This is a genomic window from uncultured Psychrobacter sp. (genome assembly GCF_947500265.1).
Lineage (GTDB): Bacteria > Pseudomonadota > Gammaproteobacteria > Pseudomonadales > Moraxellaceae > Psychrobacter.
On record NZ_CANMRN010000002.1, the window covers coordinates 490,518 to 507,684 of the forward strand.

General features: G+C 41.4%; 14 protein-coding genes. 2 read left to right on the forward strand and 12 right to left on the reverse strand.

The window, feature by feature from the left end; translation table 11 throughout:
- The 8 genes from Q0788_RS04600 to Q0788_RS04635 form a co-directional block, all read right to left on the reverse strand.
- Entirely contained in the window at positions 1–1,047 is a 1,047-nt protein-coding gene (locus tag Q0788_RS04600; protein WP_298808232.1) for a glycosyltransferase family 2 protein, read from the reverse strand.
- Entirely contained in the window at positions 1,044–2,126 is a 1,083-nt protein-coding gene (locus Q0788_RS04605; RefSeq protein ID WP_298808234.1) for a polysaccharide pyruvyl transferase family protein, read from the reverse strand. The genes Q0788_RS04600 and Q0788_RS04605 overlap by 4 nt, the downstream gene beginning before the upstream one ends.
- Positions 2,127–2,139: 13 nt before the next feature.
- Complete coding sequence (locus tag Q0788_RS04610) at positions 2,140–3,330, reverse strand: hypothetical protein (RefSeq protein ID WP_298808236.1); 1,191 nt, start codon at positions 3,328–3,330, stop codon at positions 2,140–2,142.
- A complete protein-coding gene (locus Q0788_RS04615) occupies positions 3,323–4,339 on the reverse strand; it encodes a glycosyltransferase family A protein (protein WP_298808238.1) in 1,017 nt (338 codons plus the stop codon). The genes Q0788_RS04610 and Q0788_RS04615 overlap by 8 nt, the downstream gene beginning before the upstream one ends.
- A 69-nt stretch (positions 4,340–4,408) precedes the next feature.
- Positions 4,409–5,725, reverse strand: coding sequence for a lipopolysaccharide biosynthesis protein (locus tag Q0788_RS04620; protein ID WP_298808239.1), 1,317 nt, complete (start codon positions 5,723–5,725; stop codon positions 4,409–4,411).
- A 132-nt stretch (positions 5,726–5,857) separates the two neighbouring features.
- Positions 5,858–7,867: a nucleoside-diphosphate sugar epimerase/dehydratase gene (locus Q0788_RS04625; protein ID WP_298808240.1), complete on the reverse strand. Its 2,010-nt coding sequence runs from the start codon at positions 7,865–7,867 to the stop codon at positions 5,858–5,860.
- A gap of 51 nt (positions 7,868–7,918) precedes the next feature.
- Positions 7,919–10,180, reverse strand: a complete 2,262-nt coding sequence (locus Q0788_RS04630; RefSeq protein ID WP_298808241.1) for a polysaccharide biosynthesis tyrosine autokinase — start codon at positions 10,178–10,180, stop codon at positions 7,919–7,921.
- 212 nt (positions 10,181–10,392) lie between these two features.
- A complete protein-coding gene (locus Q0788_RS04635; protein ID WP_298808242.1) occupies positions 10,393–11,439 on the reverse strand; it encodes a polysaccharide biosynthesis/export family protein in 1,047 nt (348 codons plus the stop codon).
- 622 nt (positions 11,440–12,061) lie between these two features.
- Here Q0788_RS04635 and rluB point away from each other — a divergent pair.
- Positions 12,062–12,988 carry a 23S rRNA pseudouridine(2605) synthase RluB gene (gene rluB, locus Q0788_RS04640; protein WP_101206234.1) on the forward strand — a complete coding sequence of 309 codons (927 nt, stop codon included), beginning with the start codon at positions 12,062–12,064 and terminating at the stop codon, positions 12,986–12,988.
- A gap of 155 nt (positions 12,989–13,143) precedes the next feature.
- On the opposite strand, the gene Q0788_RS04645 is transcribed toward rluB, so the two are convergent.
- The 3 genes from Q0788_RS04645 to Q0788_RS04655 form a co-directional block, all read right to left on the reverse strand.
- A complete protein-coding gene (locus tag Q0788_RS04645) occupies positions 13,144–13,695 on the reverse strand; it encodes a hypothetical protein (RefSeq protein ID WP_298808243.1) in 552 nt (183 codons plus the stop codon).
- Positions 13,696–13,735: 40 nt separating this feature from the next.
- Entirely contained in the window at positions 13,736–14,410 is a 675-nt protein-coding gene (locus Q0788_RS04650; protein WP_298808244.1) for a hypothetical protein, read from the reverse strand.
- A gap of 173 nt (positions 14,411–14,583) precedes the next feature.
- Positions 14,584–15,333: a hypothetical protein gene (locus tag Q0788_RS04655; protein ID WP_298808245.1), complete on the reverse strand. Its 750-nt coding sequence runs from the start codon at positions 15,331–15,333 to the stop codon at positions 14,584–14,586.
- 145 nt (positions 15,334–15,478) lie between these two features.
- Between Q0788_RS04655 and Q0788_RS04660 the strand changes: the two genes are divergently transcribed.
- Positions 15,479–16,081 (forward strand): LysE/ArgO family amino acid transporter, encoded by a 603-nt coding sequence (locus Q0788_RS04660; protein ID WP_114700740.1) that lies wholly within the window; start codon positions 15,479–15,481, stop codon positions 16,079–16,081.
- Positions 16,082–16,229: 148 nt separating this feature from the next.
- Here the strand turns inward: Q0788_RS04660 and Q0788_RS04665 are convergent, their stop codons facing one another.
- Entirely contained in the window at positions 16,230–16,871 is a 642-nt protein-coding gene (locus Q0788_RS04665; RefSeq protein ID WP_082624565.1) for a MarC family protein, read from the reverse strand.
- Positions 16,872–17,167 lie beyond the last annotated feature (296 nt).

The window sequence follows — 17,167 nt, forward strand, 5'->3', positions numbered from 1 at the left end:
TTACCTTTTAAGAAACATAAAGCCAACTTTGCTTCTCTTAACTATTTCCAATTTGCTTCCTTTTAAACTTGTTTCTTTCTCTAGTGCTTGACGAAGCACCTGCATTATAGGTAGCGCGATTTGGCTTGGCATACGTACTATATTGCTGATCACTATATTTCTTAACGTCCGTTTATTCTGATAACCATTTAATCGTAGCGTTTTATCTGCTTTTTTAGCTTGTGCCAATGCCCTTATTAAATACTCATTATCTATACGGGTAAGAATGCTCCAATGACTCTGTCTGATTTTATTGGCAAGTATTTTTTTAACTTCATCTGCTTGATAGTCTTCTACTAGGTTCATGACTTCTGAATGAATAATAAATAGGTCTAATAGCTTTTTATCTGTTGAACCCGTAATCGACGTGCCTCGCTGTCTATACAGGTAAAAATTAATAGGCAACTGATATCTAACCTTAGTAGATAAGCCAAGATGCCAATGGAAAGGCCAATCCTCGTAATACAAACCCACTGGAAAACTTAGAGCAGCTGCTTGCACGACACTGGATTTAATAAATTTTAGCCATGCAAAATGCGGTAGGCTAAAATACGAATCGTCTATCTTAGTTGCCTCGAATGCTAAGCTGGCAGCTGGATACGGTAGTTCATTCTCTGCCGCTTCCTCTTTGAACGGTGCAAAACCATATGTCACTACTTCTGCACTGGTAGTAAGAGCGCAATCTACACAAGCTGCTACTAAGCGAGTATCTACAATGTCATCAGAATCAACAAACATCATATAATCGCCTACTGCAGATTTAATACCAGTATTACGAGCAGCAGAAAGACCGGTGTTTTCGTTATGTTGAATGACTCTTATACGCTTATCTGTAAGATGTAAGGCAAGCGCTTGTTTTGAATTATCAGTAGAGCAATCTTCAACGACAATAATTTCAATATTCTTATACGTTTGCTGCTTGATAGATTCTAAGCACGCGTCGATATATAACGCGACGTTATATACTGGCACGATAATGCTCACCAATGGCTCTGCTAGGCTAGTCATGTAATAACCACCGATTTTTCTAAATCATGGTATTCATTGATATGAACGGGTGACTCAGTCATGGTGCCATGAGACAGGGATAGCAGTTTGTCGATATGTTTCGAAATCTCAGCAACCTCATCTAATTCTAAAAACACAAGTCTTGGATGATTACGTAACCAGTCTAACTGCGTTTGTCTTATCTTATGATTGGAGTTCGGCAATACCAAGCAAGGTGTACCCGATAGTAAACATAAAATCATGCCATGTAGGCGGTCAGTCACGACCAATTTTGCCGCACGAAACTGACTAAGCTTGTCAGTCAGTAATTTTTTGCAATGTACTTCGTCCAATTGAGATCCGCCAGCATGGGTATCTGTCTTTTCAATATGATAACCAGTACCTGCTAAAGCTTTATCTATAAAACCGTATTGTTCAGTGGATAGAGCAGCTTCTTTGTCATCTCGTAAGCATCGCAGAATAGTTGACGACTCTACGTCATTTGTCGTCCCAAATACTGCTGCGTTTGCACTCATAACAATATCTGGCACAAGACCAACATGGACATTACTATACTCGGCAAAAAGCTTGATAAGTTTGGCCGCTGTCATCGACTCTCTAGCGAAAATGTGTATATCTGGGTGCTTGGCGTAGACGTTTACGATACGATGCAATGCTCGTTTAGACTTAGCAGAATCACTCCAATCCAAGGTCTGAGGGAAACACACAACGCGATTCGTAGGAAACGTATTGATAACTAATTGGCGCAGCTCCTCAATATCAGGATATGAGCTACCCATATTACCTCCCCCAATAATAGTGACAATATCCCTCTGTTGTATTTGTTGTTTAATCGAATTAAGCACCAATCTGGTTTGACTAATAGGAACACTGACAACTTCATAATCAGTCATCACATGTTGCAAATATTGCTTTTGAGCGTGAGAGATAGCGATATCACCAATATTGCCGTAGTCAGCCGCCAGAAAAATGAAGCATCGATTACTGTTCGGCAAGGGTAAATCTCGCGCGCCCATATAAGTAACTAAGTGTTTTTTCAGTTTAATTGGTATGAGCTTTTTTATGGCGGTAGTATTCATTTTTGACACTCCCTTATTTATTTCTCATTAACATCTTTTTTACCCACATGCGACGCTTTGACCCAAAAGGAAATAACCTACTCAATTTTGGAGATGATTTACGTTTGAGTACTTTTTCAATGTACGGAAGCCACTCAAGCCCCCTGCCCATTTCAATCATCTCTTGACGAATTAGATACCAGTCTATGCGTACAGCGTCACTTTTCAGAACCATGAACCGGAAAAGTGACGAATCTATCGGGGTGTCAAAACAAGCAGGGTTATCAACACCTGCAAGTAAGAGATTCAGTCGAGTTCGTACACATTTTTCACAATGACCGCAGTTTCTATCATGCTTATTACCAGCCCAGCAAACACGTAAATTTCGTATGCCTATAGACCAATTTGAAAGAATGATTAACTTCTCAGATCGACGAAATCCTGCACCATCATGAATAATTCTAAAATTGCCACAGCTCAACAATGGATCTGTTATGGGATGTGAACCCCATGGAGTAAGTAATACATCATAAGAATCGCCACTACCGATGAGTCCAATTCCTGCATATCGTTTCAATCCACATAGAACGGAAGCAATGGCAGCCGCGTGATATTCTTCCCAATCGATAGACCACAATGCTCGAACATTTGTCTTAACGGGTAGTAGATCAACGTTAATATCAGAAAGTACTTCGGTCGCTATCTCCACAGCACTATCAAAACCTTCTGTATCATCTAAAGGTATATCAAAGCCATGCACGAAAACTCCTGCCTTAATATTCCGTGTGGCATATCCTGCTCTGTCTGTCGCATGACGATAAGCGGTAAATTGGGCATCCACGCCACCAGAAAATGCAGCAATCGCACCATCTACTTGTACGTCGCGCGCTCTAATACGATCAACTTGTATATCAATCACAAAATAACGCTCTGGTAACCATTTATTCCAGACATACTGTAGTTCTGTCAGATTGGCTAATAGCTCGTGTGACACACTGCCATGAACCCGAATAACCGCACGTAGCTGCATCGCAGGCAACAATGTGGCTAACAAATAAGAGTCGCAATCATCGTCTTCTGGCATTGGTAGATTGATAGGATATGCAAACCACAACTCTTGCTCAGTGACACTTTCACCCATGGTTGTTTGTTTCAGCAAACAAGAACGAGTCTGTCCATTTTCGTCACTTTTTAATGCCTGAGGAAATAAATCAATATTAAACATGTCTTTTTACCTTCGCTTTAGACCAAGACAGCTGCAAAAAAGCCAATGTCATCACATACCAACGTCGTGAAAAACATGAAATCAAAATACGAATGCCGCGGGCTGGGTGCCGTTGATGGTAATGTTGCAAACAGTTTTGATAAACGAAAGACTGGCGTATCTTTATCAACTCTGCATGGCGTTTTTTCATCTGAATATGAGCCAAGTTATTGAGCAGATATGGCAGCATATGCTCGATATAACTACGAGCAAAATCTGATAGCAGCACTTGCCTCTCAGTAGCACTGATAGACCAGTCATGTATCCTGACTCTAGCGTTATAGTCTGCTTCAATAGACTCGAGCAGCCCTGGCTTATATTGCAAACTCGTCATCGAAGTGGCATTTTCATAGTAGTTATAGGGAGAGTCGGGTACGACAGATAAATGACTAGCTCTGTTTAAGCATTCAATATTGAAAATACCGTCTTCACCAAGTTTTATGTCACAATCAAACCGTATATCGCCTATTAATTTTCTGCTATAAACTTTAGTACATGCATACCAATATATATTTCTATTTTCTGTCACTCTCAGTTGCAATGCTTGAATTTCCTGCCGTGAATATTCTGCTGTAATGTTATGGCGCTCGATAACAGAGCCATCTAACATTATGCGCTTATGACCAAACGCCAACATCTCAATATCCCGATTAACCGTTTGTGCAATGACAAAGTCAAAATACCAATCATCGATAGTGTCGTCCGCATCTATAAAAACGATGTAGTCGCCGATTGCGATATCAAGCCCAGTATTACGAGCATCTGCCACGCCTCCATTTTTTTGATATCTCACCGTAACCCATGCCCTATCACTTTCCCACCTGTGCAATAACCTAGCAGTGTCATCATTAGAACCATCGTCAATAACGATCAACTCAATCTCATGGTTCTTTTTCGCAACGTCAATACTACTAATACAACGCTCAATAGTGACAGCGGCATTAAATGCGGCAATAATAACTGAAATCATAGTGAGCCTCTTGAGTTGAGACTTCTAATGCATATCCTTTGTGCCATCCAACGCAGTCAACATATTTACCTACTGCTGCACTTTATGAATATGAACCAGACGCCGAAAAGCGACATAAACGATAGATAAGCTAAGCAAGACCCCAACAAATGAGAACAGGGCAATGGCTACCATATCTGATTCAAAAACGTAAAAACCTATATACAGCGCTGCAGCACGAAATATCACTGCAAAAATCTCTCTAATCAAAAGAAAGCGCTGCAAACGTAATGCTGGCAATGCTGCAGTACTCGCACCCGATACCAAGCTGGTCAAAAGCCAAATAGAAAGCCACTGTGAATAACTCCCTGCTAAGGCCCACTCTGCGCCGAACACTAAAGAAAAAAGATAATCGCCAAAAACGAACACTGTACCGAATGGAACAATACCAACCACCAATAGAATTACCGTCACTTTTAATAAAAATTGATAAGCTTCTGGTGACTTTGCTGTGATCGCACGCGTAATTTTAGGATAAAAAACCTCTCCAACAGCTTGCCCTAATAACATCGCTGGTGCACCAAGTACCAGAACAGCCAACGAATACTGCCCAGCGGAAGAAGCACTAAATAATGATGCTAACAAGATGGTTGGTAGCCCTACTGAAGCAGCATTAAGCATACTTTGCGGCATGCGGTATATGGCAAAGTCACGCTGCGATATAGCAGCGTTACGAATACCAACCGTGCCAAACCAGTCTCGGACATTTAATACACCAATCCTAGGCACCCGAAGCATCTGCATCATAAAATTCGTGAGCTGTCCTGCTATCGTTAACAAAATAAGCAACATACCAGAGGGGGCCAATACACCACCTATCAACTTACTGATATCTGTCACAAGTTTGCTTTCCACATAAGCGCGAGCCTTGGCTTTGAACAAACCTACTCTGATAGCAGACTGATCAGCAACAGCTAGAAACGCACCGGCCAATAGCGTCAACGGTAAGAGATACAACATGTATGGTGCACTTTCCATACCCGTCCATCGTGCCAAATGAACATTTCCGACATAGACAGCGATAAACGCTATAGCCGCTATAAACAAACTGAGCAATACAGACAGTCTGATAATGGCAGCGGCATCCTCGTCACTGTCAGGCATCACAATGGCATTGGCATAACCCATGGTCGCAATCGGAGTAATAATACTGATGACTGCGGCAAATGCAGCAGCGATACCAAAATCTTCAGGACTATATAATCTGGTAAGAAACGGCATAAAGACCATAGCAATTGCCTGACCAGCAGCAATACCGCCTCCAACCATGGCCACATCTCGTACAAAGTGACTGGTTTTCAATCGACTAATTATGCTCTGTATCGATAAAAACACTTCAGAGGCCATTACTCATCATCCAATTTGGTATGTCATAGCACTTATATCAATCACCATATCCTAAACAATATTACCAATAAGTGATTTCATCATCTTTTCAATATCAACCCTATCACCGTTACTTAATATCATTACTATCCCTTAACCAACCACCTCTAACTGCTCTGTATTTATCTTTTCGGCATCAGCGTCATCGCCTTCTCGGTAGCCTTCAACGAAGGTCCTAAACTGTGCTTTCAACCATTCAGTATCGTGCCGCTTTGATCTTTCGATAAACTCAAACAAGATAGCTTCGATGTCTTCCAATGGAAAACTATGCTCCATTGCTTGCATGATGAGTGGATGAAACGTGGTCTCTATATTGTCAGCACCAATGATTAACTCTTCATAGAGTTTTTCACCTGGCCTCAATCCCGTAAATACAATTTCGATATCACCATTAGGATTGCTCGCATCTTTTAGCTCACACCCTGTCAGACGAATCATACGTTTTGCAAGATCCACAATTTTGACGGGCGCTCCCATATCAAGTACAAATACTTCACCACCGAACGCCATGGCCCCTGCTTGGATAACCAAACTGGCCGCTTCTGGTATGGTCATAAAGTAGCGCGTGATGTCTGGATGGGTGATGGTAATCGGACCACCTTGTTCAATTTGTTTGGTGAATAGTGGTACCACAGAGCCTGATGAACCCAAGACATTACCGAAACGCACCATACTAAAACACGTATGACTGTTGCTTTGGCTCAATCCTTGGCAGACGAGTTCAGCTAAGCGTTTGGAGGCTCCCATCACGTTGGTCGGTCGCACTGCTTTGTCAGTAGAGATCAGTACAAACGTATCAACATGAGCTTTTATTGCGGCACAAGCACAATGGTAGGTGCCTTTGGTATTATTAATCGTGCCCTCAAATGGATTGGACTCGACAATCGGTACATGTTTATATGCAGCAGCGTGATAAATCGTTTTTATATGGTATTTTTCGAATATATTGATTAATTTTTTTTCGTTACCCACGCTTCCAATGATGCTAACAATCTCGATATTTTGATATTCAATATTACTAATGACGTTACTAGTGACGAGGCTTCTAAGCTCTTGATCGATTGTATACAAAGCATATTCAGACTGCTCGTATAACACCAAACATGCGGGTTTGTTTTTCATGATTTGTCTACACAGCTCACTACCAATAGAGCCACCTGCCCCTGTCACAAGTACGTTTTTACCCGTAATGTTTTTTTGGAGGAGCTCAGCAACTGGATCTACAGTCTCTCTTTCAAGCACATCTAATATATCGACCGGACGTATATGGCTGACTGTTACGATCTCATCAGCAAGCTCTCGTAAGCTAGGTAAATCCTTTAATTTGACAGAAACGCCTGACAGGCTATCCATAATCTGTTTTTTACGACCACGGCTCATAGAAGGCATTGCCAAAATCACTTGCGCGACATTTAATTTTTCTATTAACCAAGGTAACGCATGAGCAGCATATATTTTTTTACCATGTAGATAAGCCCCTATCAGCTGCGGATCATCATCGATATATGCCACTACATTGTATTTATGAGAATGTCTCAAGCTTTCTAATAGCTCTCTACCAGCCGATCCTGCACCATAAATAATCACGTTATCGCAGCAACTATCTAGGCGATCTTGATTATCTGGTTTCTGTAGTCGATTCAGCAATCCGCGAATTATTAGCCGACTGTTCCATAACCAAATAAAGAATAAGAATAGGAATATAATTGGCGCTGAGCGCGGCATCATTGACATTGGGTTCACATAAATGATGAACTGATAAACGAGAATAAGTAATAAGAACAACTGTAAGACTCGACCCATCACCGCATCGAAAAACCCTCTAGAGGCGCCTCTATAAAAGCCAATCAGGTATAAGCTGACGACAGGTATCAATGCATAAAAAGCTAATACCGTAAGGCCGATTTGATCATCGACATAACCCTGACGCAGTGCCAATGCCGCTACAAAGCAAAGGACAGCAACCGAAAAGTCGATGACAAATAAGATAGAGCATTTAGCAAAGCGTGGTAAGGCTAATAAAAATAGCGTCATACGCTTCGACCATTGATTGAGGTCGCTTGGCGTTTGATAAGCATTGTTAGACTCTGTTTTTATAAACATAAGATCCACCTACTTAAGTTATGTCGCTCGTTTGCCATGGACAGTAACTAACTATGAATTGTGTCCATAAGCATAATGGTAGTGATAGCTGTACCTATTCAAAATACTTTGCTGTATGTCATTTAAGATGATGCCATCGACTTGTATGTTTGCTTTACTCATCTGTTTGATGGCATAGACCAACTGGCCTTCTACTGAATGATCAAACTTGGTGACGATCAGTACTTTGTCTGCGTGCTGTGCCAACACCATGGCATCTGATGCAGCCAAAATAGGTGGCGCATCGATAACCATATAGTCGTACTTCGTTTTGAGCGCTGCCATCAAATAATTGAACCTCTCTCCTATCAATAACGAAGTCGGATTATGCGACGGTCGTCCCCGCGATATAAGGTCAATATGCTCCATACCAGTCGGCTGGATAAAGCTTTCAAGGTTTAATTTAGCCATATCATTATCTAATCGAGGCTCATTATCTGTTAGAGAGTTATCTTTATCCTGCAGTAAATAATCTGTGAGACCCCTGTCCGGATTCATACCAAACATTTTGTGCAGCTCTCCTAAACGCATATCTCCATCGATAATCAGCACTTTTTTGTCAAGCTGTGCAAATACCTCAGATAAATTAGCCGTAATAAAAGACTTACCGACACCTGGGCTTTCTCCAGTGATTAATATGGTCTGAGCGGATTTCTCATCTACTGTCTTCGTCGTCTTACCAAATAAAAGGTTTGTCCGTAAATTTTTGATTGCTTCATAACTCAAGCCATTGTGATCAACGTGCGCAAGCATCCGACCAGTATTTTTTTTGTTCCTACCTAGCTTAGATATCGAGGTCGAACGTGGAATCGTTGCAATGACAGGAATTCCCGTTTTAGACTCTAGATGCTCTGGGTCCTTCACGACATTTCTAATTAAGTTTCTGATTAAAACCAGCATTACCCCAAGTACAGTACCTACGAGTAGTGCCAGCAGCATAATTTGGAATTTGTTTGGTGCAATGGCATCAAAGGTACTGGTCGGTCTATCTAGAATACGGGCATAACCAACCTGACCAGCTCTAACGATTTTTAGTTGTTCATAATTTTTGAGCAGTGTGAGGTAAATCTCTCTATTAATGGCTGTATCTTCTGATAGTTTTAAGAACTCTCGCTGTATTTCAGGCAGTCCTGCAACGGTGCTACCTATTGCTCCTATTCGACTGTTGAGGACTTTTAGTTGCTCATTGATCTGGATAACGAGTGGGTGTTCATTGGTATAGTAAGTCGTTAAATCTGCTCTCTTTAATTTGAGATCATTGAGCTGCTCATCGATTCGAGACTTTTCATTTAGTAATAGCTCAGCTTCTTTACCTACATCGATGGTGCCGTGCTTTTTACGAAACTCATTGAACTGAGCTTCAGAGGTGTCTAATTTCTCTTTTAACGCTGGAATCTGGGTTTCCATGAAAGCCAGTGTTTTGGTGGTTTCTTCTGTACCCCGAGATTGGTTTTGATCGATATAAGATTGGACTATCTGATCAAGTGTGGTCGTGATTTGCTGTTGGTTTGTGCCTGTCATCGACAGCTGAATAATATTGGTTTTATCGCCTTTTTCTTCCACAGACAATGCACTGTTAATCGCATCTGTCGTGGTCTTTAAGGTCTGCTTAGTGATGCCAATAGGATAACCATCTGTAGGTAGCTCAGTCACCGTAATATTAATCTCACCGTTTACCCCATTGAACTGATGCGGCTGCCCCAATTGTCCTTTGAAATCATCTAGTCCATTGCTCAAGACAAATCCTGTTTCAGACTGTGATAGCGTAAAAGATTGGTTTAAATACGCTGGTGACACATCGAACTGATTGATTTGAACCGAACCGTTTTTTGTGCTCAAAGACACACCATCATTTGTATTCAACTGAGTATTAATGCGGTCGTTTGTTATTTTATCGAGATAGCCAATATTAGGATCGGTCAGTTTGATGTCTAGATGTAGCATATCGACGACTGGCTCTAGTATCATCCGAGACCGTATGAGCTCGGCTTCAGCCTCAGCCTTGCTCGCTTCTTCTCCGACCAACTCTGAGATATTCGCCCCAAGCGCATCGACTCCTTGGGAATTTTCTTCAATTTGGATCAGCGCATCAGACTTGAAGGTTGGATTAATATAGCGTGTATAGAAAAATCCTATTAAGAGTCCGACTGCTGCCATGAGCGCTATGACTTTCCAGCCACGCAACAAAACCAAAACCAGCGCCGTTAAGTCGATGTTGTCATTGTCGTTGTCACCCTTAGGTGTCGATAGGTCTTTTGAATCTATATTATTCATAACCATATACCCATTATTCAATGTTAATCGCTTAATCGCTTAATCGCTTAATCGCTTTCGCTTAGCTTCAAGACCCTAACTGCCCTTGACTACAGTTAGATTGCTCTCTGCCTTATCGCACCTTATAAAACCTATCACTCTACTTCCTATTCTTATCTCTCAATTTCAGTATTAAAACTCAAAGCACATCCAGTATTTTCACTAGCTATCATTTATAACCCTGATATCACGTTGATGGCAGAGGTTGATGGTAGTATCGCGCTAATCACACGATTCCAGCGAGCCAAGCCTGTTGGATCCACATAAAGAATGTCATTGGCTTGCATGTCAAAGCGACTGGCTAATGCCAAACTTGTAATGCTCTGCATATCGACGTAATAAATATTGGTGTACTGGTCCTGAGGGTTGTCACGCACGATATATACTTTGGCTGCATTAGCCGTATTGGAATTTAATCCATTTGACTCGCCCAATACATGCGCTAAGCTCAGCCCTTGTTCTGGAATCGCCACTGGCTCAATTTTGCCAAATTCACCCAATACGTAGACCTTATTGCGGCTTTGGCTATTGACGTGGATAGAGTCACCATCCCGCAGATAGATTTGATTGGCAGACAGCCCCATTCTTTGTAGTGACTGCACTCCTAAGCGATAGCTGTTGCCCTGACGATTTAGCACAATGTTATTTGAATCGCCTGTCTCAGTGGTACCACCTGCCATAGAGATAGCCCCATATACCGATACTGGCACATCAGCAATAGCAAACTCGCCAGACTGCTTTACCGCCCCATCTACGAAAAACTTGCTACCACGGTAATTGATGATTTTTACTTGAGGATCTGAGTACTTGAGATAGCGCTGTAGTTTGCTTTGCAATGTAGCGGTGAACTGCGGCACGCTCAGCCCACTGGCTTGAACTCTGCCTATCAATGGAAACTGTATATACCCTTGTTGATCTACCGTTAAGCTAGCAGTTGACGCATTAATATCTGGATAATTGGTAAGGATGATATTCAGCATGTCCCCTTTCGCAATGCCGTAATTGACTCGTCCAGAGATTTTGATTAAATGAGCGAGATCTTGAGTCACAGTAGGCGGCGCTGTACGCGGTAAAGTTGCCAGACTTAAAGGCTGAATATGAAATTGAAGACCGTTTTCTGCGGTAAAGGTGCCAGATTCAGGAAGATTTCCTGACTGAAGTCCTGAGTTGATCGTACAGCCACTAAACAACCCCATTAGAAATAAGCAAAATATGCTCATTACCAAGAAGCGTTTGTGTACAAAAATGAAATATTTATTAACCATAACAGTTACTCATATTTATATTTGTGAATCAAACCAGAAAACTTCACCATAGTATTTATATTCGTAAAAAAGAATATATTTAATAAATATACACCTAAAATATATTCAGTGCAATACATATAATCTGTCATAAAATAATTAAGTGACTGTTTTACAATTTCTCATTAAGCCCTTTATTTACGGCTAATTACGAAAATTGATATCAACTTTCAAATTGCTGAGCGATAAAAAAAACGGAAGTGAAAACAGCTTAGTCATAAATAAATTTTTTATTTTTAATTTGAAAAAATTCAGCTTAATGAAGGATTGTTTCGATTGCATTTATGATTGGAAATGTCCTTTTAATGCCGAAGTAGTGTAAGTGTTTGTATCTACGTATTAACTTATCTAGTTAGTCACTGAGAGTCTATATTTCGTATACGACTAATAAACTTTTATTGATTAGCACTATGTTTGTTTAGGCATTAATAACCAGTAAGGTATTGGTTTACGTGCTAAATTTGTTAAAATAGCGTAGAATAGTCAATCCAATTTTTTACATTGAGAAATGTAAACCCACCGACTCAAGGATATTATGATGAAAGATGAAAAATTACAGAAAGCACTCGCCCGTATGGGACTTGGTTCACGCCGTCAAATGGAAGAAGTCATCAAATCTGGCCGCGTAACGGTTAACAACGGTCCTGCGACCATCGGTGATCGTGTCTCGCAAGGTGATGAGATTCGCGTTGATGGCCGTCAAATCAAATACACTTCTGAAAACGAGAAGCGTCGCCGTGTTATCGCTTACTATAAGCCTGAAGGCGAAGTTTGCTCGGCTAAAGATCCAGAAGGTCGCCCAACTGTCTTTGAACGTTTGCCAAAGCTGACGCATGACCGCTGGGTGATGGTTGGACGTTTGGACATTAACTCAACTGGCCTATTGTTATTTACTAACGATGGCGAAATGGCGCATCGCTTGATGCATCCATCTGGTGAAGTCACGCGTGAATATGCGGTACGTGTATTGGGTGAAGTAACGCCTGATATTGCTCGTGCATTGACCGCTGGCGTCATGCTAGAAGATGGCCTTGCCAAATTTGAAGACATCAAAGAAGGCGGCGGCGAAGGCGTCAACAAGTGGTATCACGTCCAGCTAAAAGAAGGCCGTAACCGTGAAGTACGTCGCTTATTTGAATCACAAGGTCTAAAAGTTAGTCGTCTACTACGTACACGCTATGGCACGATTGTTCTACCAAAAGAGCTACGTACTGGTCGTTTCTTAGAGCTTGATAAAAAAGAAATCAACACGTTGACGGATTTGGTCAGCTTACGCCCACGTTATGGCACGGGTCTACATGGCGCTGCTAAAGAGAAGCAAGAACGTATCAGAAACAAGCCGCTTAAAGCGCGTCGCACTGATACTCGTAGCGATAACCGCAACAGCAGCGCGAAACCTAAAAGTAGCGCTAGCCCTGCCAGCCGCGGTACACGTAACACCCGTGATCGCAATGATAAGCGCTAGTTAAATTGGTTTAACATTATTCTAAGTCTTAAATAGATTTGGGATAAACATAAAAAAGCGGTCAATGATAAATAGTCATTGACCGCTTTTTTTGTGTCTTTTTACAGGCGTCACAGTTTACAGGCGTCACAGTTTCTCAGTATAGATATAACGGCTCAGCTATCGTGGCTATTAATATAGTGCTTCATGACTCGCAGCTCTTGTAGCTGTTCCTCGTCCATTTGCGCCAGTAGTCTATCCAAACGCTGTTCGATATTATCTAAAACACTCTGCAATAACTCACTAGCTTCCAATCTCTTTTCGTTATTTCCATTCTTGGCATTTATATCCGTTAATTGGTAATGAGTAGCCAGCATCTCGGGTAACCGTGTTTGCAACATTTTATTCAACACAAATTGTGCTTCTGTTATCGCTGGTGTCTTATGTTGAGTTTGTAGGGCTGCTTGATAAGCGTGATAGCTGCTTACTTTTTCATCGATACGTTTTAACTGGCGCAATTTCTGCTCAGACAACGTTTTTAAGTGCTGTTTATTTAACGTTAACTGCTGCCAATTTAATGTGGCTAATGACAAGGGTACATCGTAATCCTGATACGTGAGTACACCAGGTGAGATACCGACGGCTTTATGAAAAGCTTGCCAGCCTTTTCTACCTAGATAAAAGGTAGTGACGGTCGTTACAATACCGATGCCTATTAAAATACTCATATACGCTTGCTCTTTACCCTTTTACCATTCAACTTTGTATTTATAGCTTAATGTCTTCAGCACTCACATTTTCACCAGTTGGGCTTTCAATCGCTTGGATATTTACATCACTGCTAGCATTACTACTGGCATTGCTATCAGGCTTTTGAAACTCTGTGTTGCTAGCAGGGTTATCAAAACGTTTTTGGAGATAGCGATTGGTTGCAAGTAGTTTTTGACCGTCTTGATGATATGACGCGTTGAGTAGGTCATCGAACTGTGTGTTAATTGTCTTAAGCACATCTAACAAGGCTTCTTTGCCCGTGACATTAGAATGCTTAATTTTGGTAGTGTCAGCAAGCGCACTATCCGTCACATCTAAATCATGTAAGCGGCGATAATCAGAGACGGCTTGTGGCACGTGCCTATCCATTAAGTTTTGAATCATAATATAAGTTTCATTGACGGTATCTTTGTCATCAATTTTGCCATCGTTATTGGTATCGCCATACATGACACGCAGCTTTTCACCCTTTGTATTAATTTGCTCCAGAGCAGTTTTAACGTCGACAGGTAGGCTTTTTTCAGGTATATAACCCAGTTGCGGCATCGCCTTATATTCGAGCATTTTGGGTGCTGTGACTTTTTTAATGCCACGGTAACCTAGATATAACCCAGCCGCTGGCAACAGCCCATACAAAACAAACATTACGAACATTGCAGTCATTTGGGTCATTATATTGTCCTTATTACTTATCAGAATGTCGTGGCTGATTTCTTATGATTGTTATTATTAAACAAAAAAATAAGGCTCTATTAAAGCCCTATATTGTTATGCACTGGGTCGATTGTGTTTTTTGATAATACTTAACCTTTACAAGTGTTCAAAAAAACATCATCAAAGAACATTTAACTTTGCGTACGGCTCTTAACATAACGGTGGGTTGAGGCAAGGCGGTTCAAAACTGTCTGATGCAATTCATCTAACAATTCGTCAAGCTCATAATCAATCTCTAAGAACAAATCTGTCAGCATATCACCAGCAGTCATCTTGCCCTGCACCATATTATTTTTGGTACGATGCGGACTAAAGCGTTGTAGCTGCTCATAATGATGTAATGCTTCAGGAATACTTTCGGATACTAATTTATCGATGACGAACTGACGCTCATTGTGTTGCTGCTGTTGCTGTTCGTTCAGCTCACTACTCCATTCACGATAACGCTTTAGCTTACCGTTGATACGATCTAATATCGCAACGGCTTCGATAGGCATGGCATTTAGGGTGGCCTCATCGACCACATCAACAAGCTCAGTCATAATCGGACAACGTCCATGTTTGAGATACCACAAAGTATCTGGGTCAAAAGGCGGTCTATTGGTTGGACGCATTTGAGCACGATTACTCAGATAGCGATCGGTCAAAGGCGTGGATGATTGGCTATCACTGACTTGTGCCAACGCATCACATATACGGTTTACACGTTCAGGCGGAGTCAGTGTAGAACGCTCATGTACTGCGTGATTGCTATCACTATTTGCAGCCGCATCCTGTTCATGATTGACGCTCATCTCCTGAGCATTCTTTGCTGCCAATGTCGGTAGGTCATCTTGAGCTTGCCCAAATGACTGTAGCATTCTTGTCAAACTGACTACCATGACTTGCTCTGCCCCTCGTCTATTACACTCACATTGTGCGCATATTGCATACATTCATTCAATAGCGTATCTTAGCAGGTTTTTGCTGGCCTGCCAGTAAGCAAAATGTCACCATTCCTACACGCCAACCGTTAAGCACCGTATTATGAATGCTCCCGATTATATTTCTGGTTTCCTACTTGGGTTATCTCTCATCATTGCTATTGGCTCTCAAAACGCCTTTGTACTCAAACAAGGTCTCAAACGCGAGCACATATTTTTTGTTTGTTTGTTTTGTGCGGTGAGCGATGCATTTTTAATTTCAGCAGGCGTTGGTGGTTTTGGTGCAGTTACGGCCCGCTATCCTCACGTTATAGATATCGCAAAAATAGCAGGCGTTATATTTTTATTAGGATACGGCTTACAGAGTTTGTATGCCAGCGTACGTGTGTCACATGCTTTGACTGTCGAAGGACAAGTCGTCACGAGTTTGAAAAAAGCTTTACTACTATGCTTTGGCTTTACTTGGCTAAACCCGCACGTCTATCTAGACACATTGGTACTCGTCGGCATGGTCTCTACGGGTGCAAGCAGTAAATTGACGTTTGCCACAGGTGCAATTAGCGCCTCGTTCTTTTTCTTCTTTGCGCTTGGGTATGGTGCGCGATTACTCAGGCCTCTATTTGAGAAGCCTAAGGCATGGAACATACTGGATGCTTTGGTAGGATTGTTAATGCTGTATCTGGCGTGGCATTTGTATCAAAGCTGATAGAAATATAACTAGGAAATGATAGATAAGCTGAGTGTTGAATAAACTGAATATCAAGTAAACAACGTATTAGATAAACCGAAACACGTTGATAACCGCTAACCGGTATATAAATATATGTGGTTAGCGGTAATATTGTATTGATCATTTACATCAAGCTAGGAAAGAGCGTACGCAGACCATTAACGATAATCTCGATAGAAACGGCTGCCAATAGCATACCCATGATTCGGCTCATGATGTTCAAGCCAGTATCGCCTAATAAGCGACTGATACGACCTGCCGCCATCAATGCCAAATAGCAAAACAGACTGATGAATAAGCCAGCAATCAAGATGGCAGATACCTGCAAAATACCTGATACTTGTGAAGAATAAATGATAACCGTGGAGATACCACCAGGCCCAATCATCATCGGAATCGCAAGGGGAACCACGGCAGCTGCCATTGAAACTGGCGCATCTTTTACATGATCAACATCGAAGTTCTCTTGATCAGGTTTAACCGGGTTACCCTCTCCATTCATCATATTTAGGGCAATTAAAAACACCAATATACCGCCTGCCAATTGGAACGAGCCGATAGAAATACCAAGTGTTTTTAGTAACGTCTCACCTGCAATCGTAAAAAAGCTGATGGTGATAAAAATGGTCAGACAAGCAACGCGCGCGACCTTACGTCGATTGTTCATCGAATAGCCGCGAGTCAAATCTAAAAATAACGTCAATGCGCTAAATGGATTGATCAATACCATAAAGGCTAGGATTATCTTGATAATTTCAGTATTCACTGAGCGCTCGCTTGTCTATTGATACCGCTTGTGCAAAAAGATAAGGTCATCGTGCGAGTGCAACGATGACCCAATAGGTAACTAAAAATAGCATTGTAGCATAGGCAGATAAGCTAATAAAATCATTAACTTTGCGCCGTTACGCCTACATGTCACCTTAGTAACGCTTCAGTGTAAAAACAAGCATTTAACAGCTTGTTAGCCCAAGCTATCAGTATAAATTACCATTTTATCAACTCAGTGATAGTCCTTGTCATAAAATCGAGCGCATGTAGTGCTATTAGCCTGTATTACGT

Coding starts and splice junctions, on each gene's coding strand:
- Q0788_RS04600 (WP_298808232.1), bottom strand. CDS start 1,047: ATGACTAGCCTAGCAGAGCCATTGGTGAGCATTATCGTGCCAGTATAT.
- Q0788_RS04605 (WP_298808234.1), bottom strand. CDS start 2,126: ATGAATACTACCGCCATAAAAAAGCTCATACCAATTAAACTGAAAAAA.
- Q0788_RS04610 (WP_298808236.1), bottom strand. CDS start 3,330: ATGTTTAATATTGATTTATTTCCTCAGGCATTAAAAAGTGACGAAAAT.
- Q0788_RS04615 (WP_298808238.1), bottom strand. CDS start 4,339: ATGATTTCAGTTATTATTGCCGCATTTAATGCCGCTGTCACTATTGAG.
- Q0788_RS04620 (WP_298808239.1), bottom strand. CDS start 5,725: ATGGCCTCTGAAGTGTTTTTATCGATACAGAGCATAATTAGTCGATTG.
- Q0788_RS04625 (WP_298808240.1), bottom strand. CDS start 7,867: ATGTTTATAAAAACAGAGTCTAACAATGCTTATCAAACGCCAAGCGAC.
- Q0788_RS04630 (WP_298808241.1), bottom strand. CDS start 10,180: ATGAATAATATAGATTCAAAAGACCTATCGACACCTAAGGGTGACAAC.
- Q0788_RS04635 (WP_298808242.1), bottom strand. CDS start 11,439: ATGAGCATATTTTGCTTATTTCTAATGGGGTTGTTTAGTGGCTGTACG.
- rluB (WP_101206234.1), top strand. CDS start 12,062: ATGAAAGATGAAAAATTACAGAAAGCACTCGCCCGTATGGGACTTGGT.
- Q0788_RS04645 (WP_298808243.1), bottom strand. CDS start 13,695: ATGAGTATTTTAATAGGCATCGGTATTGTAACGACCGTCACTACCTTT.
- Q0788_RS04650 (WP_298808244.1), bottom strand. CDS start 14,410: ATGACCCAAATGACTGCAATGTTCGTAATGTTTGTTTTGTATGGGCTG.
- Q0788_RS04655 (WP_298808245.1), bottom strand. CDS start 15,333: ATGGTAGTCAGTTTGACAAGAATGCTACAGTCATTTGGGCAAGCTCAA.
- Q0788_RS04660 (WP_114700740.1), top strand. CDS start 15,479: ATGAATGCTCCCGATTATATTTCTGGTTTCCTACTTGGGTTATCTCTC.